Below are 20,044 nucleotides of genomic sequence, written 5' to 3' on the forward strand. Positions count from 1 at the left end.
AGGCGAGGACGGGTGCACCCCCCACCCTCCACACGTGCGGCACCCCCGCCGCCACGAGGCGACGGGGGTGCCGTCACTGCAGGTCACCGCCTCACGGGAGCAGCCGCGAGGCGGGACGATCACACGTCGTAGTAGAGCTCGAACTCGTGGGGATGCGGGCGCAGACGGATCGGGTCGACCTCGGCGTTGCGCTTGTAGTCGATCCACGTCGAGATCAGGTCGGGCGTGAAGACGTTGCCCGCCGTGAGGAAGTCGTGGTCGGCCTCGAGGTGGTCGAGTACCTCGCCGAGCGAGCCCGGGACCTGCTGGATCTGGGCGTGCTCCTCGGGGGGAAGCTCGTACAGGTCCTTGTCCACCGGGTCCGGCGGCTCGATCCGGTTCTGGATGCCGTCGATGCCGGCCATGAGCATGGCCGCGAACGCCAGGTAGGGGTTCGACGACGGGTCCGGCACGCGGAACTCGATGCGCTTGGCCTTCGGGTTCGAACCGGTGACCGGGATGCGGATGCACGCGGAGCGGTTGCGGGCCGAGTAGACCAGGTTGACGGGGGCCTCGAAGCCGGGGACCAGGCGGTGGTAGGAGTTCACCGTCGGGTTGGTGAACGCGAGCAGCGACGGCGCGTGCTTGAGCAGGCCACCGATGTACCAGCGCGCCAGGTCGGACAGGCCGCCGTAGCCCTTCTCGTCGAAGAACAGCGGCTCGCCGTCCTTCCAGAGGGACTGGTGGACGTGCATGCCCGAGCCGTTGTCACCGAAGAGCGGCTTCGGCATGAACGTCGCCGTCTTGCCGTTCTCGTGGGCCACGTTCTTCACGACGTACTTGAAGAGCATGACCTTGTCGCCGGAGATGGCGAGCTTGTCGAAGCGGTAGTTGATCTCCTGCTGGCCGGCGGTGCCGACCTCGTGGTGGGCACGCTCGACACCGAGACCAAGGGCATCCAGCTGCAGGCTGATCTGGTCGCGGATGTCCGAGAAGCCGTCGACCGGGGGGACGGGGAAGTAGCCGCCCTTGTAGGGGATCTTGTGGCCGAGGTTGCCACCGGCCTCCTCGCGGCCCGTGTTCCAGGCGGCCTCGAAGGAGTCGATCGAGTAGAACGACTCGTTCTGCTTCGTGTGGAAGCGGACGTCGTCGAAGATGTAGAACTCGGCCTCGGGGGCGAAGAACGCCGTGTCCGCGATGCCGGTCGACTTCAGGTACGCCTCGGCCTTCGCGGCGACCTGACGCGGGTCGCGGCTGTAGGGCTCGTCGGTGTACGGGTCCACGATGTGGAAGTTGATGTTAAGCGTCTTCTCGACCCGGAACGGGTCGAGGTACGCCGTGCTGATGTCCGGGATCAGCTTCATGTCCGACTCGTGGATCGCCTGGAAGCCGCGGATCGAGGACCCGTCGAACATCTGGCCGTCCGTGAAGAAGTCGAGCTCCAGCGAGTAGGCCGGGACGTTGAAGTGCTGCATCGTGCCGGGCAGGTCACAGAACCGGACGTCGACGAACTTCACGTCCTCGCTCTTGATGAACGCCAGGACTTCCTCTGGCTTGCTGAACATCCGCTGCTCCTCGGTCGGTGGTACCCGTGGGGTCGGGCAAGGCGAGGTTACGAGCGCCCGGTTTCTCTGTCGTGTACCGAGTGTTTCGACAGCGTTACGGGGCCGTCCCTCGTGTAACGAATGTTGACCCTATGCCCTGCGGGAGGGCGCGGGCGGGGGGCGTCCCACGGGTGGACGGCGACAGGTCTCGTCGACCTGCTCACCGTACGGAGGTCCCGTGGCAGACCGGTTTCCGGGACGTTGCGGTCTCGCTCCGACCTCTCGCCGCTCGTCGCCTACCCTTCTCGGGTGGCAGATCGCGGCGACCTCAGCTCCTGGCTCGGCGGCGGACCCGCACCGGATCCCGGCAGCAGCCGAGGTGGACGGCTGGGCCTGCCGTCCACCGGGCCGGGCTCGATGGCGCCCCTGGGCCGACGGGTTGGCGCATTGGCCATCGACTGGGTGGCCTGCCTGCTGATCTCGGGCGCCTTCTTCGCGAGCGTCCCGGACGCGTTCCTCCTGAGCCGCGGGAACCCCATGGCGACCCTGGGGATCTTCGCCCTGGATAACGTGCTCCTGGTCGGCTCGATCGGTCACACCCTCGGGCACCGGCTCGTGGGGCTGCGGGTGCGGCGCGTGTTCCCGGGGCAGACGCGGGACGAGGCAGCGTGGGCGACGATGGCGCCGGGGTTCCTCAGCGCCCTGACCCGCACCCTGCTCCTGTGCCTCGTGGTCCCGGCCGTCGTCTGGGACTCGGACGGGCGGGGGCTGCACGACCGGGTGGCAGGGACGGCGATCGTCCGGCGATGACCGCTCAGGCGGGTGACTGCCTGACCAGGCTGTACCGCCAGTAGAGAGGCGCCGGCGCCGCTGCGCGGCGAGGTCCCGGAGCGTGTCGTCCGGTGCGCCAGTGACTTTGCGCGCGACCTGTCGCCCCTCAGCGGCCGCGCATGCCCTTGCGGTCGGGGCGCGCGCGCATGGGATCGACACCCTTCGGCACGGGGAGCTTGACGCCGCCGAGCGCGGTCAGCCGCTTGTTCACCTCGGCGACCTCCTGCTTGGTCAGCTTCGGGCGGAGCTTCTGGACCGCGCGCGGGAGCTTGCGCAGCGGGACCTGGCCGTCGCCGTCGCCGACCTGGATCAGCGTGATCGGGGCACCGGAGATGACGCGGGCGGTCCGCTTGCGCTCCGACTCCAGCAGCTTGGCGATGCGAGGCGCCGGACCTTCGCCGACGAGGACGACGCCAGGTCGGCCCACCCCCCGGAACACGAGGTCCTGCGATCGGGGGTCGATGGCGACGGGCTCCTGCGTGAAGGTCCAGCCGCGCCGGATGGTGCCCAGCGCGGCGTAGGCGGCTCCGGGTTGCCCCTCGATCTGCGTGTACGCGGCCGTCTCCGCGCGGCGGGCGAGGATGAACATCGCCGCGAGCAGGGCGAACGGGATGCTGAGCAGCAGGACGTAGACCAGCGCGTTGAGCAGGAACCCGATGAGCAGGCCCAGCGCGATGACGCCGAAGAACACCGCCAGGATGATCCAGGTGACCGCGGGGTCGTTCCTCCGGGTCATCTGGTACGCCTGCCACACCTGGTGGTACCAGCGGGTCTTCTTCACCTTGGGCGTCGGTGCAGCGTCGGGAGCGTTGTTGCGGGCCATGGGCCCGAAGTCTACCGACGGATCAGGGCGGTTCCGACGGTGTCAGCGGGCGAGCAGGCTCGCCGCCTCCTGGCGGGACGTCGTCGGCTCGGCGAAGTGGGCCAGGGCCTCCGGGATCGGGCGGCCGTACCGGCGCATCGCCTGTCCCCACAGGCGTCCGGCGCGGTACGACGAACGCACCAGCGGACCCGACATGACGCCGAGGAACCCGAGGCGCTCGGCCTCCTGGGACAGCTCGACGAACTCCTCCGGGCGCACCCAGCGCGACACCGGGTGGTGGCGCACGGACGGGCGAAGGTACTGCGTGATCGTGATGAGGTCGCAGCCGGCCTCGTGCAGCTGGCCCAGGGCCTCGACGACCTCCTCGGTGGTCTCGCCCATGCCGAGGATGAGGTTGGACTTGGTGACGAGCCCCGCCTCGTGCGCGCGAGTGATCACCGAGAGAGACCGGTCGTAACGGAAACCGGGGCGGATCGTCTTGAAGATGCGGGGGACGGTCTCGAGGTTGTGGGCCAGGACCTCGGGCTGCGACGAGAAGACCTCGTCCAGCAGCTCGGGGGTGGCGTTGAAGTCGGGGATGAGCAGCTCGACACCGGTGCCCGGGTTGACCGCGTGGATCTGGCGGACCGTCTCGGCGTAGAGCCAGGCGCCGCCGTCGGGCAGGTCGTCGCGGGCCACGCCGGTCACGGTCGAGTACTTCAGGCCCATCGCCTGCACGGACGCGGCGACCCGGCGAGGCTCGTCGGCGTCGAAGTCGGCAGGCTTGCCCGTGTCGATCTGGCAGAAGTCGCAGCGCCGCGTGCACTGGTCGCCGCCGATGAGGAACGTCGCCTCGCGGTCTTCCCAGCACTCGAAGATGTTGGGGCAACCGGCTTCCTCGCACACCGTGTTCAGACCCTCGCGCTTCACCAGGCCCTTCAGCTCGGTGTACTCGGGACCCATAGTGGCGCGCGTGCGGATCCACTCGGGCTTGCGTTCGATGGGGGTCTCGGAGTTGCGCGCCTCGATGCGGAGCATGCGTCGGCCATCGGCTGCGATCGTCACGCTGGTCAGACTAACCCGCCGTCGAGGCGGCGGCTGCGGGGGAGTCGCGCGTCACACCGGGGCGACGGCGGGGCGCGCGTCGAGGATCGGCGCCAGGGACTCGACGAGGTGCCCGCGCACGAGGGGGAGGACCTCCGAGATCGTGACCCGCCGGCCCGTCTCGACGGACAGCGAGGTCACGTCGGCATCCTCGATCCCGCACGGCACGATGCGGTCGAACGCCGTCAGGTCCGGCTCGCAGTTCAGCGCGAACCCGTGCATCGTGACCCCGCGGGACACACGCACGCCGATCGCGGCGACCTTGCGCTCACGACGCGTGTCGTCGGCGGCGAGCCACACCCCGCTGCGCCCGTCGACGCGGATGGCGGTCAGACCGAGGTCCGCGCACGTCCGGATGAGGGCCTCCTCGAGGGCGCGCACGTAGCGGACCACGTCGATGGGTGTGGCCAGCTTCACGATGGGGTAGCCGACGAGCTGACCGGGCCCGTGCCACGTGATGCGACCACCCCGGTCCACGTCCGTGACGGGGGTGCCGTCGACCGGGCGGTCCCACGACGCCGTGCGCTTGCCGGCCGTGTAGACGTCCTCGTGCTCGCACAGCAGGACGACGTCCTCACGGGTCCCGTCGGCGACCTCCGCGAGCACCTCGCGCTGCAGCTGCCAGGTGGGCTCGTAAGGGAGCAGGCGGGTTCCGAGGTCCAGCTCGACGAACTGCATGCCGGTCAGGCTAACCCGTGACGCTGACCGTCGGTCGAGGGGTCGTCGGGTCGGGCGACGATGACGAGGAGACGACGCAGCTGCTCGGCCTGCTCCGTCGTCAGGTCGCGCGTCACCAGGTTCTCCGCAAGCTCGCGGTCCGACGCCACCACGAACGCACCGCGACCGGCGTCGGTGATCGCGATGACGTGCCGGCGGCGGTCGTCGTCGTGAGGCGTGCGTGTGATGTACCCGGTGCGCTCCATCCGGGCCAGGACGCGGCTCATGGTCTGCTCGGTGACACCGCACGCCGTCGCCAGCTCGCGCTGTGACATCGGGGCCCGCAGAAGGTGTGCCAGCACGGACAGGCTCGCGTGGTTGAGGTCCCAGGTGGCCAGGTGCGCGTTCCAGTCTCGCTCGACGCGGCGGGCGGCCGAGGACAGCAGCCGACCGATCGGCCACTGCGCCGGATCAGGCGAGGCAGGGTCGAGCGTGCGGCTCGGGCTGCTCTCCTGCTCCATGCTCCCGCCTCCATTTGCTGATTCGAGGAACAACCCCAATGATACTCAGCATGCTGAGTAATCGCCGCTCCACCATCCTCCGTGCCGTGCTCGTCGGCCTCTCCCTGGTCGTGTGGCTCGGCATCGGGTCGGCCGGCGGGATGGCGCAGGGCAAGCTCTCGCAGGTCCAGACGAACGACGCCTCCGCGTTCCTGCCGTCGTCGGCCGAGTCCACGCGGGCCGCCGAGGAGAGCAAGGCCTTCGTCGACACCGAGACACTACCTGCGCTGGTGGTGCTGCAGCCCGCCGACGGCAGCGACGTCACTCCCGACCAGCTGGCGGCGGTGCAGGAGTGGGCGGAGGCGGTGCCGGAGCAGGCGCTCCCGCCGGGCAACGAGGGGACCTGGTCCGACTACCTGGTGGGCGACGTGGCGGTCGTCCCGTCCGAGGACGGCGAGGCGGTGCTCGTCGTGTACTCGCTGGACGGCGCCAAGGCCGATGAGCTCCTGGCCGACGAGGAGGGCGTCACGGAGTCGTTCGTGACGGCCCTGCGTGAGTCGCTGGAGTCCGAGCTGGGCGCCACCGCCACCTCCGCCGGCGAGCTCGGCCTCCAGGCATGGGTGACGGGTCCCGCAGGCTTCGTCGCGGACCTCGTCACCGCGTTCGGCGGGATCGACGGCGTCCTCCTGCTGGTCGCCCTCGGCGCCGTGCTCCTCATCCTCGTGCTGGTCTACCGCTCGCCGTTCCTGCCGTTCGTCGTGATCTTCACCGCGGTGTTCGCGCTGTGCCTGGCCGGGCTGGTGATCTACAACCTCGCCGCGAACGGCACGCTCGTGCTCAACGGGCAGTCCCAGGGGATCCTGTCGATCCTCGTCGTCGGCGCCTCCGTCGACTACGCGTTGCTGCTCGTCGCGCGCTACCGCGAGGAGCTCGCCCGCGTCGAGCACCCCGCACAGGCGATGGGGCGAGCCCTGCGGGCGTGCGTCGAGCCCATCGCCGCCAGCGCCGGCACGGTGATCGCCGGCGTGCTGTGCCTCCTGCTGTCCGATCTCGGCTCCAACCGCAGCCTCGGCCCGGTCGCCGCGATCGGCATCGCGTCCGCCCTGCTCGGTTCGCTCACGCTCCTGCCCGCGCTGCTGCTCGTCTTCGGCAGGCGTTCGCGCATCCTGTTCTGGCCGCGCGCCCCGCGCCCCGTGCCGGCCGCTGCGGCTGACACCCAGCACCCGCACGTCGACACGACGATCGAGCCCGACCCCGCCGACGGGACCGGCCTGTGGCCGCGACTGGCACGGTTCGTCGGCCGCAAGGCCAGGCCGGTCTGGATCGTCACCGCCCTCGCCCTCGCGGTCGGTGCAGCGTTCCTGCCCACGCTCAACGCGTCCGGGACCAATCAGGTCGACATCTTCCTCACGGACGTCGACGCGGTCGCGGGTGAGGAGGTCCTGGCCGAGCACTTCCCGGCGGGCGCCGTGCAGCCGGCGATCGTCCTCGTCGACGAGGCGGACGTGGACGCCGTCACGGCCGCGGCCGAGGGTGTCGACGGCGTGGAGTCCGTGACGCCGTACACCGGTGCTCCGGCAGGCGCCGGTGCTGCGGCCGGTGACGCGCCGCCGATCGTGGTCGACGGGCGCGTGCGCCTGGACGTCGCCACGACCGCGTCGGCCGACACGCAGGATGCGGTCGACACCGTCGAGGACCTGCGCACGGCCGTCCACGAGGTGAGCCCGACAGCGCTCGTCGGTGGCGCCGCTGCTGAGACGCTCGACACCAACCTGGCCAGCGAGCGGGACCTGCGCGTCATCGTCCCCGTCGTGCTGCTGGTCATCGGGGTGATCCTGATGTTCCTCCTGCGCTCGGTCGTGGCGGCCGGGCTCCTGCTCGCGGCGAACGTGCTCTCGTTCGCGGCAGCGCTGGGAGTCTCTGCGATCGTCTTCAACCACGTGTTCGGCTTCGCCGGTGCCGATCCGGTGGTCCCGCTGTTCGCGTTCGTGTTCCTCGTCGCCCTGGGCGTCGACTACTCGATCTTCCTGATGACCCGCGTCCGCGAGGAGTCGCTCAAGGTCGGGACGCGCGCGGGCGTGGTGCGCGGGCTCGCCGTGACGGGTGGCGTGATCACCTCGGCGGGCGTCGTGCTGGCCACGACATTCGCCGCGCTCGGCGTCATCCCGTTGCTGTTCCTCGCGCAGATCGCGTTCATCGTCGCGTTCGGCGTCCTGCTGGACACGCTCGTGGTCCGCAGCCTGCTCGTCCCGGCGCTCGTGCACGACCTCGGACGTCGGACCTGGTGGCCGAGCGCCCTGTCCCGGCACCAGGAGCACGGGCTGCACAAGGTCACGCCCGACCTAGAGTGAGGCGCATGGAGGCGCTGCGGGTCGGACTGGTCGGGTACGGGGGAGCGGGCCGGGGGATCCACGCGCGCCTGCTGCGCGAGGCCGGTCAGCGGGTGACGGTCGTGGTCACCCGCAGCCGCGCGCAGCAGGTCGAGGCGGACTGGCCGGGAGCAGTCGTCGTCCCCGACATCGACGGTCTCCTGGCGCACGCGGACCAGCTCGACCTCGTGGTGATCGCCAGCCCGACCGGCGAGCACGTGGCGCACGTGCTCGCATCGCTCGACGCCGGTCTGCACGTGCTCGTCGACAAACCGCTGGCCACCACAGCCGACGACGCCGATCTCCTGGCGTCGCACGCCGACGGACGGCTCACCGTGTTCCAGAACCGCCGCTGGGACACCGAGCAGCTGACCCTGCTCGAGGTCATCGCGAGCGGACGGCTCGGGACCGTGCACCGGTTCGAACGGCGGTGGGAGAGGTTCCGGCCCGTTCCGCAGGACCGCTGGAAGGAGAACGACCCCGACTCGGGCGGGCTCCTGCTCGACCTCGGCGCGCACCTCGTCGACTCGGCCGTCCAGCTGTTCGGGCCCGTCGCGCAGGTGTACGCCGAGCTCCACGCCCGCACCACGCCGGCAGTCGACGACGTGTTCCTCGCGCTCGTCCACGCCGGCAGCGGCGTCGTGAGCCACCTGCAGGCTGGTGCCGTCGTGGGCGCGCCCGGACCGCGCACGCGGGTGCTCGGCGACGGTGGCGCGTACGTGGTGACCAGCTTCGAGGGGGAGCCGACGCCGTTCGCCGCGCTGGACGACGCCTACGAGGAGACCCGCCGCCCTGGAGAGCCCGTGCACGAGGGCTGGCTGGTGCGCGGCGCGGACCGGCAGCCTGTGCCGCAGGCCGCAGGAGGTCACGTCGACCTGTACCGCGCGGTCGTCCGATGGGTCGTCGACGGTGGTCCGCCCCCCGTCGAGCCGGCCGACGCGGCCCGCACCGCCCGTGTCCTCGACGCCGCGTCGCTGTCCGCCGCCGAGCGCCGGGTGGTCCAGCTGCCCTGACCCGGGCTGTGGACGACGGGCGCCGTGCGCGCGCCGACCAGGCTTGGATGCCCGGATGGACAGGTTCGTCGTGCCGACCGATGTCGAGTCCGCCCTCGCGGGCGCCGGCTTCCGCCCGATCGAGGCCGCCGGAACCGGCTGGCTGGCCGTGGCGCTCGACGACCCCGACCGACGGCTCGAGATGCACGTGGTCCCCGCGGTCGCCGATGTCGGGACGTCCGAACGCGCCGCCCGGCTGTGCGCGGTTCGGCACGAGCACCTGCCGCAGGTCCTGGACGTCGTCGAGCTGTCGTCGGGGCGGCTCGGGCTGGTGGTCGAGCACGTCGACGGCCTGTCGCTCGCGCAGATCCGCGCCGCACGCGCGCCGCTCGCCGACGGCGAGGCGGTCACGGTGGCCATCCCGGCGGCGGGTGCACTCGCGGCGCTGCACGACGCTGGCCTGTCCCACGGAGCAGTGAGCGAGTCGACGATCGTGGTCCGCCCCGACGGCCGTCCCGTGCTGACCGACCTGCGGGGCGCTCTTGCCGGCGCTCTCGACATCGAGGGGGACCTGCGCCGTCTGGTCGCCACCGTCCTCGACCAGATGCCCGGAGCGGACGCCCACCTGGTCTCCGACCACGTGGGCGAGGGGAGCCTGCGGGAGGCGCTCGAGGGGCTGCTGACCGTGCCCGGCCTCGACGCCGACCAACTGGTCGACGCGTGCTACGACGCGACGGGCCCCGAACCGGTCCGGCTCCCCGACGCGGGCGCACGGGCGTCGTCCGCGCTGACCGCCATGGCTCGCGAGGGCGATCAGGCGCGGGTGCCAGGGGTGACCCGCCGGCAGGACCGGGAGCGACGGCGGAGCCGCGCTGCGCGGGTCGGTGCGGTCGTGGTGACCGCCGTGGCGGTGCTGGCGTCGGGCGTCGCGGGCTGGCGCCTGCTGGATCACGAGCCTGCACCGTCCCCGGTGGCCGACGACCCGGTGCAGGCCGCCGTCGAGCTCAGCCGGGTGCGGGCCCAGGTCATCGGGGCCGGCGACGTGTCCCGGCTCGAGACGGTCGACATCGCCGGCGGTCCGGCGTCCGTCGCGGACCTGCAGCTGCTCGCGGGGCTGGACGGCGCGCGGGTCGACGGGCTCGCGGTGGACGTCCAAGATGCCAGGCTCGTCGAGGACAACGGCAGTCGAGGTGAGACGACGGATGTCGCGGTGACGTCGGTGATGTCCGCCCACTCGCGGGTGCCCGCCGACGGCGGCGCCACGGTCCCGGTGGCGGCCTCCGAGGCGCGGACCGTCGTGCTCGGCCTGCGGTGGACCGACGGCGGGTGGCGTGTCTGGGACGTCGTCGAGCCGTGAAATCAGTCGCGCCGCGCGACCCACCGGGCAGCGGTGACGAGGTCCGCGTGGACGGGCTCGAAGCCGCTGGCGTCTAGCACGGCCGGGATCGCACGGATCGACCCGAGCACCTCCGACGAGAAGTCACCGAGCACAGCGCGCAGTGCGAACGCGGGCACCGGCACCACCGCGGGCCGGTGCATCGCCCGGGCGAGCGCGGCGACCACCTCGGCGTTGCGCGCCGGGGCCGTCACGAGGTTGACGGGTCCGTGCACCGGCGCGGTCAGCAGGTGCTCGACTGCCCGGACGTGGTCGAGCAGCGTGATCCACGGCCAGAACTGCCGACCTGACCCGAGGCGCCCCCCGACCCCCGCCCGGAGCAGCGGCAGCAGGCGACCGAGTGCACCGCCGCCCTGCCCCAGTACGATGCCCGTCCGCTGGTGGACCACTCGCACCCCCGCGTCCTGCGCGGGCGCGGTCGCCGCTTCCCAGTGCCGCACGACGTGCGCAAAGAACGTGGTCCCGATCGGCTCGTCCTCGTCCAGCACGTCGTCCCCGCGGGAGCCGTACGCGCCGATCCCGGACGCCTGGAGCAGCACTCGCGGCCCGTCGTCGAGCGCGGCGAGCGTCCGCGACAGCAAGCCGGTGGTGTTCAGGCGCGACGAGAGGACCTCGCGCTTGCGGGCCTTCGTGAGCGGCCTGGAGCCGGGATTGACGCCCGCAAGGTTGACGACGGCATCGGCGCCGGCCACCGCGTCGGGGTCGAGTCGTCCGGCGTCCGGGTCCCAGGAGATCTGCGCGGTGCCCTGCGCGGGGCCGCGAACCAGGACGCGGACGTCATGGCCCCCGCGCCGGAGGTGGGGGACGAGGGCGGACCCGATGAAGCCGTGCGACCCGGCGATGACGACCTGCATGGCGCTCACCCTACGGTCCGTCCTCGTCGCCGGCCCGGCGGGACCGGACGCACGACGACCCGGTCTCCTCGTCGGGGACCGGGTCATCGTGGTGCGTCAGGTGCTGCGGGTCAGAGACCGACCTCCGACTCGAACGAGCCGTCTTCGATGCGGCTCTTGACCGCGGCGAGGTAGCGGGACGCGTCGGCGCCGTCGACCAGGCGGTGGTCGTAGGACAGCGACAGGTAGCACATCGACCGGATCGCGATGACCTCGGCGCCGTCGGCATCCTGGATGACGACCGGGCGCTTGACGATCGCACCGGTTCCCAGGATCGCGGAGGTGCCGCCCGGGACGATCGGGGTGTCGATGATCGCGCCGCCCGAGCCCGTGTTGGTCACGGTGAAGGTGGCGCCGCTGAGCTCGTCCGGCGTGACCTTGTTCTGGCGGGTGCGGCCCGCCAGGTCGACGATCTTGCGCGAGATGCCGGCGAGGTTGAGGTCGCCCGCGTCGCGGATCACCGGGACGAGCAGGCCCTTCTCAGTGTCGACCGCGATGCCGACGTTCTCCTGCGCGTGGTACGTGATCTGGTTGCCCTCGAGCACACCGTTGATCTTGGGGAACGCCTTGAGCGCCTCGACGGCGGCCAGCACGAAGAACGGCAGGAACGTGAGGTTGACGCCCTCCCGTGCCTTGAAGTCCTCCTTGGCCTTGGCGCGCAGCCGGGCGACCCGCGTCACGTCGACCTCGACGACAGTCGTCAGCTGTGCCTGCGAGTGCAGGGCGTCGACCATGCGCTCGGCGATGATCTGGCGCAGCCGGCTGGCCTTCTCCGTGGTGCCCCGCAGCGGCGAGACCGCCGGTACGGCGGCGGCGGGCTTGGCAGGTGCCGCCGGCGCTGCGGCAGCGGGCTGGGCCTTGGCTGCCTCGGCAGCCGCCTTCTCCGCCTCGGCCTTCGCCGCGGCGTCGAGGACGTCCTCCTTGCGGATCCGACCTCCCACACCGGTGCCGACCAGCGACGCCACGTCGACACCCTTCTCGGCCGCGAGCTTGCGGACGAGAGGGGTCAGGTAGGTGCCAGACACCGACGAGGACACCGCAGGGGCCTCAGCGGCCGACGCAGCAGCCGGGGCGGGGACCGGTGCAGGCGTCGGGGTCGCCGAGACCGGTGCGGGGGTGGCCGCGGCCTTCTCCTGCTCGGCGGCCGGCTCCGGCGCGGTCTGCGGCTCAGGCTTGGCCTCCGGCTCCGGGGCCTTCTCCTGCGCCGCGGGTGCGGGTGCCTTCTCCTCGGCTGCAGCGGGTGCGGACGCGCCCGATCCGATCACGGCGAGCACCGCACCGACCTCGACGGTCTCGTCCTCCTGGACCAGGATCTGCTGCAACGTGCCGGCGAACGGCGACGGGATCTCCGTGTCGACCTTGTCGGTCGAGATCTCGAGCAGCGCCTCGTCCACCGCGACCTCGTCCCCGACCGCCTTGAGCCAGCGGGTGACGGTGCCCTCGGTGACGGACTCGCCCAGCGCGGGGAGCGTGACGTTCTCGCCGGAGCCCCCCTGCTCAGCGGCAGCAGGCGCGGCGGCGGGCTCCTCGTGCTCCTCGACCGGCTGCGCCTCGGGAGCGGCCTCGGCGGCCGGCTCCTCGGCGGGTGCCTGCTCGGCGGCCGGCTCCGGCGCCGACTCCTGCGCGTCCTGGGCCGGTGCGGCCTCCTCCTGCGAGGACGAACCCTCCCCGGAGCCGATCACGGCAAGCGTGGCGCCCACCTCCACGGTCTCGTCCTCCTGGACCAGGATCTGCTCGAGCACGCCGGCGAACGGCGACGGGATCTCGGTGTCGACCTTGTCGGTCGAGATCTCGAGCAGCGGCTCGTCGACCTCCACCGTGTCGCCCACGTTCTTCAGCCAGCGGGTGACGGTCCCCTCGGTGACGGACTCACCGAGTGCGGGCAGCTGCACGTTGTCGGACATGACCGCTCGTGTCTCCTTCGATTCGTGAGGTCAGTTGTGGGCGTGCAGCGGCTTGCCGGCGAGCGCGAGGTGCGCCTCCCCGAGGGCCTCGTTCTGCGTGGGGTGGGCGTGCACGAGGGAGGCGACGTCCTCGGGGTAGGCCTCCCAGTTCACGATGAGCTGGCCCTCGCCGATGAGCTCGCCGACGCGCGCACCGATCATGTGGACGCCGACGACCGGGCCGTCCTTCTGGCGCACGAGCTTGATGAATCCCTGCGTGCTGAGGATCTGGCTCTTGCCGTTGCCGCCGAGGTTGTACTCGAGCGTCTCGACGCCGTCGGCCCCGTGGACCTCCTTGGCACGCGCCTCCGTGAGACCGACCGAGGCGACCTCGGGGTCGGAGTAGGTCACGCGCGGGATCCCCGACTCGACGATGGCGGCCGGCTCGAGGCCGGCGATCTCCTCGGCGACGAAGATGCCCTGAGCGAAGCCGCGGTGCGCGAGCTGCAGGCCGGGGACGATGTCGCCGACGGCGTAGATGTGGCCGACGCCGGTGTGCAGACGCTCGTCGGTGATGACGAAGCCCCGGTCGAGCGTGATGCCCTGCTCCTCGAAGCCGACGCCCGAGGTGCGGGGACCGCGGCCGACGGCGACGAGCAGCAGGTCGGCGTCGAACGTCTTGCCGTCCTCGAGCGAGACGTGCACGCCGTTGTCGTCCTGCGTGACGCCCGAGAACCGGACGCCCACGTTGAAGTTGATGCCGCGCTTGCGGTACGCGCGCTCGAACGCCTTGGACAGCGCCTCGTCCTCGTTGGGGACGAGGTGGGGGAGCGCCTCGATGATCGTGACGTCCGCACCGAAGGACTTCCAGACGCTGGCGAACTCCGACCCGATGACGCCGCCGCCGAGGATGATCGCGGACTTGGGCACCCAGTCGAGCTGGAGCGCCTGGTCCGACGTGATCACCCGGCCACCGATCTCGAGGCCGGGCAGCGACCGCGCGTACGAGCCCGTGGCGATGATGACGTGCCCACCGGTGACGCGCTGGCCATTGACCTCGACGGTGTCCGGTTCGACGAGCTTGCCGAAGCCCTCGAAGACCGTGATCTTGCGGGACTTGATCAGACCCTGCAGGCCCTTGTAAAGGCGGCCGATGACGGTGGCCTTGTACTCGTTCACGCCGTTCATGTCGATGTGGTCGAGGCTGGTGTGGACGCCAAAGTGGGCGCCGTCGCGGGCATTGTCCGCCAGCTCGGCGGCGTGCAGCAGCGCCTTGGTCGGGATGCACCCGTAGTGGAGGCAGGTCCCACCCACCTTGTCGGCCTCGATGAGGGCGACGGTCTTGCCCAGCTGTGCGGCGCGAAGTGCGGCTGCGTAGCCGCCGCTGCCTCCGCCCAGGACGACGATGTCGAAAGCGGTGCCGTTCGTGTCGGCCACGTGCAGACTCCTCATACGCAGACTTGGTGGTCTCGAGCTCGCCGACCATCCTGTCATCCCCGCAGGCTTGGAACGACCCGGACGGCGCAGGCGACCATGTGACACTTCGAACAGTCGTCCCATGACTGATGTTCCGCCCGCGGCGTCACACCCGGCAGATGGTCAGGTTCGCAGGCTACCCTCGTCCGCCATGGGCCTGTTCTCACGCCGCAAGCCGGCCGCCGCCACCACCGACGCGCCGACGGACCGTGACGCACGCGAGGCGACCGTCGCGCACCTGAAGGACTTCGTCGCCACGCGCGTCGGCGTCGAGGCGTACGTCGAGCCGGTGACCAACTCCACCCCGACGACGATGATGCTCGTCGCCACCGACGGTGAGTGGACGCGGCGCCGGGTCCCGGACCCGAAGACGGCCTGGGAGCTGGCGCACGACATGGGCATCCCCGTGTACGACGTGCAGCGGACCGGCTACCCGCAGCGCGTCCGCGACTGGAACTCGCGGCAGAGGCTCGCGCGCAAGCGCAAGCACGCCTAGGCCTTCGGCGCCCGACCTTCGAGGAGCGCCAGCAGCGTCCGCACCCCGACGCCTGTGCCACCGACGGGCGTGTAGCCGTGCGCGGTCCGCTCGTTGAAGGCGGGTCCGGCGATGTCGAGGTGGGCCCAGGGGGTCTGCCCGACGAACTCTTGCAGGAAGATCCCCGCGGTGAGCATGCCGCCGAAGCGGTCGCCGATGTTCGCGATGTCCGCGACCTTCGACTTGAGCGAGGCCCGCAGGTCGGCGGGCAGCGGCATGGGCCAGAACTGCTCGCCGCTGACCTCCGCGGCAGCGACGACCTCACCGCGCACGTCGTCGGTGCCCATCACGGCAGACACGCGGTGCCCGAGCGCGACCAGCTGAGCGCCGGTCAGCGTCGCGATGTCGAGGACGACGTCGGGCTTCTCCTCGATCGCCGCGACGAGACCGTCGGCCATGACCAGGCGGCCCTCGGCGTCGGTGTTGAGGACCTCGACCGTCTTCCCGCCCCGGATCGTCAGCACGTCCGACGGGCGCTGGGCCGTGCCGGAGGGCATGTTCTCCGCCAGGCACAGCCAGCCGGTGACCGCGACGGGGAGCTCGAGGCGTGCGGCGGCAAGGACCGTGTGCAGCACGGCGGCGGCACCGGCCATGTCCGACTTCATGGCCTCCATGCCGGCGGCGGGCTTGATCGAGATGCCGCCCGAGTCGAAGGTGATCCCCTTGCCGACGAGCGCGACCTTGCCCTTCGGACGCGACGGCGAGTAGGACACCTTCACGAGCCGGGGACCGCGCACGGAGCCCTGACCTACGCCGACCAGGCCGCCGTAGCCGCCGGCGGCGAGCGCCTTGTCGTCGAGCACGGTGACCTTGAGGCCCTTGGCGCCGGAGTCCTTGACGGCGGCCTTCGCGATGTCCGCGAACGCGGCCGGGTACAGGTCGTTCGGGGCGGCGTTGACCAGGTCGCGGGTGCCGTGCACGGCGGTGGCGACGATCTCCGCGCGGGCGACCGCTGCCAGCGTCGCGCGGTCACGGGGGTGCTCGGTGACGACCTGGATCGCGCTCACGGGGGCCTGCTTGGCTGCCTCGGAGGCGCGGTAGCGGGTGTAGGAGTACGCGCCGAACAGGGCGCCCTCCGCGACGGCGGCGACCGACTCGGCATCGGCGGCAGGGAGCGCGAGACCGACGCTCGCGGTGCCGGCGAGCTCACGCGTCGCCGCGCCGGCCGCACGTCGGAGAGTCTCGGGGGTGATCTTGTCCGCCGGTCCGACGCCCGTGAGCACGACGACGGTGGCGGTCAGCCCGGTGCCGGGGAGTCGCCGGACCTCGTCGGCCGCGCCGGTGATCCCGAGCGCCGCGGCGTCGGCGAGCTGGGCGCGCAGCTCCTTGGGCAGTCGCTCGACCCCGAGGACGGTCGGGCCTCCGTCCTGCTGAGCGACCGCGACCACGAGGGCGTCGACGGCGAGGCGGGCAGGGTCGTGGGAGGTCAGCGAGACGGTCACGGGTCGATGATAGGTCCGGCGGTGCACAGATCCGTTCTCGACCGCCGGTACGGTGGGGCACCGTGATCGTCCCCCTCGCGCTGCTCGTCGGCGCCCTGTGCCTGGCGCTCGGTGCGTGGGCCGCATGGTTCGTCGTCCGGGACCGAGCCGTGGTGCTCCGGCAGCTGTGGGGCGCCGCCGTCATCGAGGGCGTGCTCGTCCTGCAGGCCGCGATCGCCGGCATCCTCGCCGCGACGGGCTCTCCCGACATCGACGGCGTCCTGCTCTGGGGCTATGTCCTCACGCAGGCCCTGGTGCTGCCGATCGCCGCCGCGTGGGCGTTCGCCGAGCGCACCCGGTGGAGCTCGGTGGTGCTGCTCGTCGCGGCGCTGACAGTGGCCTTCCTCGAGTTCCGACTGCTCCAGATCTGGGGGAACGTGTGACTGACCGACACGCAGGCCAACAGCGACGGACGGGGAGCGGCCCGGGACGCCTCCTCGTCGCGGTGTACGGGATCCTCGCGCTCGCCGCGACGGCCCGCGGGATCTACCAGGTCACCACCAAGCTCGACGAGGCGCCGGTCGCCTACCTGCTCTCGCTCGGCGCGGGCCTGGTCTACGTCGTCGCGACCATCGCGCTGGCGACGGACCGTCGCAGGCTCGCCTGGTGGGCGGTGTCCATCGAGATGGTCGGCGTGCTGGCGGTCGGGGTGCTGTCGCTGGTCGACGTGGGGGACTTCCCTGACGAGACGGTGTGGTCGGCGTTCGGGCAGGGTTACGGCTACGTCCCGCTGGTGCTGCCGTTCCTGGGCCTGGTCTGGCTGTGGCGCACCGGGCGGACGTCCGACGTGCCAGCGGCGTCGGACGACCTAGGGTGAATCACGTGTACCGACTGCTGTTCGACCTCGTGTTCCGTCGCATGGATCCGGAGCGCGCGCACGACCTCGCGTTCCGCCTCATCCGGGTGGTGGCGCAGGTCCCGATCCTGCGCGGCGCCGTGCACCGGGTCTTCCGGTCCTCCGAGGAGGGCGCCGTCGAGGTCTGGGGGCGACGGTTCCCCTCGCGGTTCGGGCTGGCGGCCGGGTTCGACAAGAACGCGGTCGGGGTCGCGGGCCTGACGATGCTCGGCTTCGGCTTCGTGGAGGTGGGCACGGTCACCGCGCACGCGCAGCCGGGCAACGAGCCGCCACGGCTCTGGCGCGTCCTGGACCAGCGGGCGCTGCGCAACCGGATGGGCTTCAACAACGAGGGTTCGGCGGCGGTCGCGAGCCGGTTGCGGCGCCTTCGCGCGACCCCTGCCGGCCGACGCCTGGTGGTCGGGGTGAACATCGGCAAGACCAAGGCGACCCCTGCGGAGCAGGCGCCGGCGGACTACGCGACCAGCGCTGCCAGGCTCGCGCCGTACGCCGACTACCTGGTGGTGAACGTGTCGTCCCCGAACACCCCCGGGCTGCGCGACCTGCAGTCGGTCGAGGCCCTGCGCCCGATCCTGGAGGCCACCCGCGTGGCGGCCGACGAGGCGACGGCGTCGGCCGGGCTCGCTCCCGTGCCGCTGCTCGTCAAGATCGCCCCGGACCTCTCCGACGACGACGTGGACGCGGTGGCCGAGCTGGCCGCCGAGCTGGGCCTGGACGGGATCGTCGCGGTCAACACCACCATCGGCCACGACCTCGGGCCGGGCGGACTGTCCGGCCCGCCCGTGCTCGCGCGCGGACTCGACGTGGTGGCGCGCCTGCGCAACCAGCTGGGGCCTGACGCCGTCATCATCGGGGTGGGCGGGATCACGACCGCCGCCGACGCCCGCGAGTACGTCGCTGTCGGCGCGACGCTCGTGCAGGGCTACACCGGGCTCATCTACGTGGGCCCGGCCTATGCGTCCCGGATCGCCCGCGCCCTCGCGGCGGACGAGGCGTTGCGTGCTCCGGCTCGGCGTAGGGCGGTCGCGTGATGGTGGTGCGGCCGCAGTGGGAGTGGCGTTTCGACGGTGCGGACGGGTCCGCGCTCGACCGGCCGGTCAGCCCGGTGTTCACGACGCAGTACGACGCTGAGCAGTGGCTCGGTGAGCACTGGCGCACGCTGGCCGCCCAGGGCGTGCAGGCGGTCGGCCTGCTGCACGAGGGTGCTCAGGCGACGCCGACCCTCACGCTGCCCCTGATCTGACCGTCACACCAGCGCGGGCACCCGGTCGGGTCCGGTCACCGGTGCGGTGATCCCCAGCCCTGCCCATGCCGCGGCGAGCCCGGCGACGGCTCGGCGCAGGTCGTCGGGTGACGTGGTGAACGGCACCCGCAGGTTCCGCTCGAAGCTCCCGTCCACGCCGAACGCCGTGCCCGGTACCACCCGGACCCCGTGCCGGGTCGAGATCGCGGCCAGCGCGCTGGACACCGGTGCGCCGAGGTCCGCCCACAGCGCCAGCCCGCCCGCAGGCACGTCGAACCGCCAGGACGGCAGCTGGTCGAGCAGCAGCCCGACGAGCAGGTCCCGACGGGCGCGCAGCTCGGTCCGGCGACGGTCCAGGAGGTCGGTCGGTTGCGCGAGGAGCTCGGCCACGACCAGCTGCTCCAGCACCGCTGTCCCGTGGTCGGTGTGCGCACGCGTGGTGGCGAGCCGGGAGACCAGGTCCGGGTGCGCGCGGACCCAGCCGACCCGCAACCCGCCCCAGTAGCTCTTGGACGCCGAGCCGATCGAGATGACGTAGGCCGACGCCGTGCCGTCGCCTGCGTACGAGCGGGGCGCCGGGCCGTCGATGGTCAGCTCGGTCAGGACGTCGTCGCCGACGATCGCCGTGCGGTACCGACGGGCCAAGGCACGCACCTGGGCGCGCTCATCGTCGTCGAGGCTGGTCCCGGTGGGGTTGTGGTGGTCGGGGATCAGGTAGACCAGCCGGGGCGACACCTGCCGCAGGGTCGACTCGAGCAGGTCGATGTCCAGACCGGAACCGCCTGACGGGACCGGCACCGGGCGGGCCCCGACGCTCCGCACCACGTCGATCGCCAGCGGGTAGGTGGGGTGCTCCACCACCACGCGGTCTCCGGGTCCGGCATGCGCCGTGACCAGCAGGTGGATCGCCTGCTGCGCGCCCGTCGTGATCAGCACCTGGTCGGGGCTCGTGGGGGTGCCGCGACGGGTGTACCACCGCGCGACAGCCTCGCGCAGCACAGGGAGCCCGAGCGGCGAGTAGCCCGTGCCGGACAGGTGGCGGGGGAGCGCGTCGAGCGCCGCGAGGTAGGCACCGTGCAGTGACGACGGGGCTGACGGTGCCGCCATCGCGAGGTCGACGACCCCCGGCTCGTGCCCGACGGACTCCGCCATCGACGCGCGCGCTCCCGGGCCTGAGGGGAGCGTCGTGACCGTGCCCGAGCCGCGCCGGCTCACGAGGTAGCCCTCGTCGCGCAGGAGCCCGTAGGTGGCGGTGGTGGTCGTGCGGGAGACGCCGGCGGCGTCGGCCAGCTCGCGCTCGCTAGGCAGGCGGGTGCTCAGCGGGACCGATCCGGAGAGGATCGCGGCCCGCAGCGCGTCGGCGAGGGCGACGTACGCCGGACCGGGGCGCTGCCATGCGCCCAGCACGGTGTCCAGCCGCCGTCCGCTGATCCGGCGGTCCGCTGGCAGGTCTTCGAGAGGCATAGGGCCACTATGCCAGAAGTGGCTATGTCAAACGAGTCC

19 protein-coding genes are annotated in these 20,044 nt (G+C 71.9%); 9 read left to right on the forward strand and 10 right to left on the reverse strand.

Annotated features, from left to right (window positions below; all coding sequences use genetic code 11):
- Nucleotides 1–119: 119 nt before the first annotated feature.
- Complete coding sequence (gene glnA, locus ASG23_RS15595; RefSeq protein ID WP_056026875.1) at nucleotides 120–1,544, reverse strand: type I glutamate--ammonia ligase; 1,425 nt, start codon at nucleotides 1,542–1,544, stop codon at nucleotides 120–122.
- A 288-nt stretch (nucleotides 1,545–1,832) separates the two neighbouring features.
- Between glnA and ASG23_RS15600 the strand changes: the two genes are divergently transcribed.
- Complete coding sequence (locus ASG23_RS15600) at nucleotides 1,833–2,333, forward strand: RDD family protein (RefSeq protein ID WP_056026878.1); 501 nt, start codon at nucleotides 1,833–1,835, stop codon at nucleotides 2,331–2,333.
- 127 nt (nucleotides 2,334–2,460) lie between these two features.
- On the opposite strand, the gene ASG23_RS15605 is transcribed toward ASG23_RS15600, so the two are convergent.
- Genes ASG23_RS15605 through ASG23_RS15620 form a run of 4 tightly spaced genes read right to left on the reverse strand, consistent with a single transcriptional unit; the run spans nucleotide 2,461 to nucleotide 5,438 of the window.
- Entirely contained in the window at nucleotides 2,461–3,177 is a 717-nt protein-coding gene (locus ASG23_RS15605) for a DUF4191 domain-containing protein (protein WP_056026882.1), read from the reverse strand.
- Nucleotides 3,178–3,219: 42 nt separating this feature from the next.
- Entirely contained in the window at nucleotides 3,220–4,221 is a 1,002-nt protein-coding gene (gene lipA / locus ASG23_RS15610) for a lipoyl synthase (protein ID WP_056026885.1), read from the reverse strand.
- Between the two features lie 51 nt (nucleotides 4,222–4,272).
- Nucleotides 4,273–4,938 carry a lipoyl(octanoyl) transferase LipB gene (lipB, locus tag ASG23_RS15615; protein WP_056026888.1) on the reverse strand — a complete coding sequence of 222 codons (666 nt, stop codon included), beginning with the start codon at nucleotides 4,936–4,938 and terminating at the stop codon, nucleotides 4,273–4,275.
- A 5-nt stretch (nucleotides 4,939–4,943) separates the two neighbouring features.
- Complete coding sequence (locus tag ASG23_RS15620) at nucleotides 4,944–5,438, reverse strand: MarR family winged helix-turn-helix transcriptional regulator (protein ID WP_056026891.1); 495 nt, start codon at nucleotides 5,436–5,438, stop codon at nucleotides 4,944–4,946.
- A 50-nt stretch (nucleotides 5,439–5,488) separates the two neighbouring features.
- Between ASG23_RS15620 and ASG23_RS15625 the strand changes: the two genes are divergently transcribed.
- The 3 genes from ASG23_RS15625 to ASG23_RS15635 are packed head-to-tail and all read left to right on the forward strand — an operon-like array spanning nucleotide 5,489 to nucleotide 10,135.
- A complete protein-coding gene (locus ASG23_RS15625) occupies nucleotides 5,489–7,768 on the forward strand; it encodes an MMPL family transporter (protein WP_235521154.1) in 2,280 nt (759 codons plus the stop codon).
- Nucleotides 7,769–7,773: 5 nt separating this feature from the next.
- Entirely contained in the window at nucleotides 7,774–8,799 is a 1,026-nt protein-coding gene (locus ASG23_RS15630) for a Gfo/Idh/MocA family protein (protein WP_056026898.1), read from the forward strand.
- 55 nt (nucleotides 8,800–8,854) lie between these two features.
- Nucleotides 8,855–10,135: a hypothetical protein gene (locus tag ASG23_RS15635; protein ID WP_056026901.1), complete on the forward strand. Its 1,281-nt coding sequence runs from the start codon at nucleotides 8,855–8,857 to the stop codon at nucleotides 10,133–10,135.
- 2 nt (nucleotides 10,136–10,137) lie between these two features.
- Here ASG23_RS15635 and ASG23_RS15640 read toward each other — a convergent pair whose 3' ends face one another.
- From ASG23_RS15640 to lpdA, 3 genes are all read right to left on the reverse strand, one after another.
- A complete protein-coding gene (locus tag ASG23_RS15640) occupies nucleotides 10,138–11,028 on the reverse strand; it encodes a TIGR01777 family oxidoreductase (RefSeq protein WP_056026904.1) in 891 nt (296 codons plus the stop codon).
- A 110-nt stretch (nucleotides 11,029–11,138) separates the two neighbouring features.
- The gene (gene sucB, locus ASG23_RS15645; protein WP_056026907.1) at nucleotides 11,139–12,971 is read right to left on the reverse strand and encodes a 2-oxoglutarate dehydrogenase, E2 component, dihydrolipoamide succinyltransferase; all 1,833 of its coding nucleotides are present in this window, start codon (nucleotides 12,969–12,971) and stop codon (nucleotides 11,139–11,141) included.
- A 30-nt stretch (nucleotides 12,972–13,001) separates the two neighbouring features.
- Nucleotides 13,002–14,387 carry a dihydrolipoyl dehydrogenase gene (gene lpdA / locus ASG23_RS15650; protein WP_082516276.1) on the reverse strand — a complete coding sequence of 462 codons (1,386 nt, stop codon included), beginning with the start codon at nucleotides 14,385–14,387 and terminating at the stop codon, nucleotides 13,002–13,004.
- Nucleotides 14,388–14,577: 190 nt separating this feature from the next.
- On the opposite strand from lpdA, the gene ASG23_RS15655 reads away from it, so the two are divergent.
- Nucleotides 14,578–14,922: a hypothetical protein gene (locus ASG23_RS15655; protein WP_056026913.1), complete on the forward strand. Its 345-nt coding sequence runs from the start codon at nucleotides 14,578–14,580 to the stop codon at nucleotides 14,920–14,922.
- Here ASG23_RS15655 and ASG23_RS15660 read toward each other — a convergent pair.
- Nucleotides 14,919–16,403 (reverse strand): leucyl aminopeptidase, encoded by a 1,485-nt coding sequence (locus ASG23_RS15660; protein ID WP_056026917.1) that lies wholly within the window; start codon nucleotides 16,401–16,403, stop codon nucleotides 14,919–14,921. The genes ASG23_RS15655 and ASG23_RS15660 overlap by 4 nt on opposite strands.
- Nucleotides 16,404–16,465: 62 nt before the next feature.
- On the opposite strand from ASG23_RS15660, the gene ASG23_RS15665 reads away from it, so the two are divergent.
- The 4 genes from ASG23_RS15665 to ASG23_RS15680 are packed head-to-tail and all read left to right on the forward strand — an operon-like array spanning nucleotide 16,466 to nucleotide 18,541.
- Nucleotides 16,466–16,825, forward strand: a complete 360-nt coding sequence (locus ASG23_RS15665) for a hypothetical protein (RefSeq protein ID WP_056026919.1) — start codon at nucleotides 16,466–16,468, stop codon at nucleotides 16,823–16,825.
- Nucleotides 16,810–17,259, forward strand: a complete 450-nt coding sequence (locus ASG23_RS15670) for a hypothetical protein (protein WP_442856829.1) — start codon at nucleotides 16,810–16,812, stop codon at nucleotides 17,257–17,259. The genes ASG23_RS15665 and ASG23_RS15670 overlap by 16 nt, the downstream gene beginning before the upstream one ends.
- Before the next feature lie 5 nt (nucleotides 17,260–17,264).
- A complete protein-coding gene (locus ASG23_RS15675; RefSeq protein ID WP_056026924.1) occupies nucleotides 17,265–18,329 on the forward strand; it encodes a quinone-dependent dihydroorotate dehydrogenase in 1,065 nt (354 codons plus the stop codon).
- On the forward strand, nucleotides 18,329–18,541 hold the full coding sequence (locus ASG23_RS15680) for a hypothetical protein (protein WP_056026927.1): 213 nt from the start codon (nucleotides 18,329–18,331) through the stop codon (nucleotides 18,539–18,541). Before ASG23_RS15675 ends, ASG23_RS15680 begins: the two co-directional genes overlap by 1 nt.
- A 3-nt stretch (nucleotides 18,542–18,544) precedes the next feature.
- Here the strand turns inward: ASG23_RS15680 and yczR are convergent, their stop codons facing one another.
- Nucleotides 18,545–20,005: a MocR-like transcription factor YczR gene (gene yczR / locus ASG23_RS15685; protein ID WP_056026930.1), complete on the reverse strand. Its 1,461-nt coding sequence runs from the start codon at nucleotides 20,003–20,005 to the stop codon at nucleotides 18,545–18,547.
- Nucleotides 20,006–20,044: the final 39 nt, after the last annotated feature.

Origin of the sequence: Cellulomonas sp. Leaf395 (assembly GCF_001424125.1) — a bacterium.
Lineage (GTDB): Bacteria > Actinomycetota > Actinomycetes > Actinomycetales > Cellulomonadaceae > Cellulomonas.

Excerpts from the sequence above, each read along its gene's own strand:
- glnA (WP_056026875.1), bottom strand. The coding sequence starts at position 1,544 with ATGTTCAGCAAGCCAGAGGAAGTCCTGGCGTTCATCAAGAGCGAGGAC.
- ASG23_RS15605 (WP_056026882.1), bottom strand. The coding sequence starts at position 3,177 with ATGGCCCGCAACAACGCTCCCGACGCTGCACCGACGCCCAAGGTGAAG.
- lipB (WP_056026888.1), bottom strand. The coding sequence starts at position 4,938 with ATGCAGTTCGTCGAGCTGGACCTCGGAACCCGCCTGCTCCCTTACGAG.
- ASG23_RS15620 (WP_056026891.1), bottom strand. The coding sequence starts at position 5,438 with ATGGAGCAGGAGAGCAGCCCGAGCCGCACGCTCGACCCTGCCTCGCCT.
- ASG23_RS15625 (WP_235521154.1), top strand. The coding sequence starts at position 5,489 with ATGCTGAGTAATCGCCGCTCCACCATCCTCCGTGCCGTGCTCGTCGGC.
- ASG23_RS15630 (WP_056026898.1), top strand. The coding sequence starts at position 7,774 with ATGGAGGCGCTGCGGGTCGGACTGGTCGGGTACGGGGGAGCGGGCCGG.
- ASG23_RS15635 (WP_056026901.1), top strand. The coding sequence starts at position 8,855 with ATGGACAGGTTCGTCGTGCCGACCGATGTCGAGTCCGCCCTCGCGGGC.
- ASG23_RS15640 (WP_056026904.1), bottom strand. The coding sequence starts at position 11,028 with ATGCAGGTCGTCATCGCCGGGTCGCACGGCTTCATCGGGTCCGCCCTC.
- sucB (WP_056026907.1), bottom strand. The coding sequence starts at position 12,971 with ATGTCCGACAACGTGCAGCTGCCCGCACTCGGTGAGTCCGTCACCGAG.
- ASG23_RS15655 (WP_056026913.1), top strand. The coding sequence starts at position 14,578 with ATGGGCCTGTTCTCACGCCGCAAGCCGGCCGCCGCCACCACCGACGCG.
- ASG23_RS15680 (WP_056026927.1), top strand. The coding sequence starts at position 18,329 with ATGGTGGTGCGGCCGCAGTGGGAGTGGCGTTTCGACGGTGCGGACGGG.
- yczR (WP_056026930.1), bottom strand. The coding sequence starts at position 20,005 with ATGCCTCTCGAAGACCTGCCAGCGGACCGCCGGATCAGCGGACGGCGG.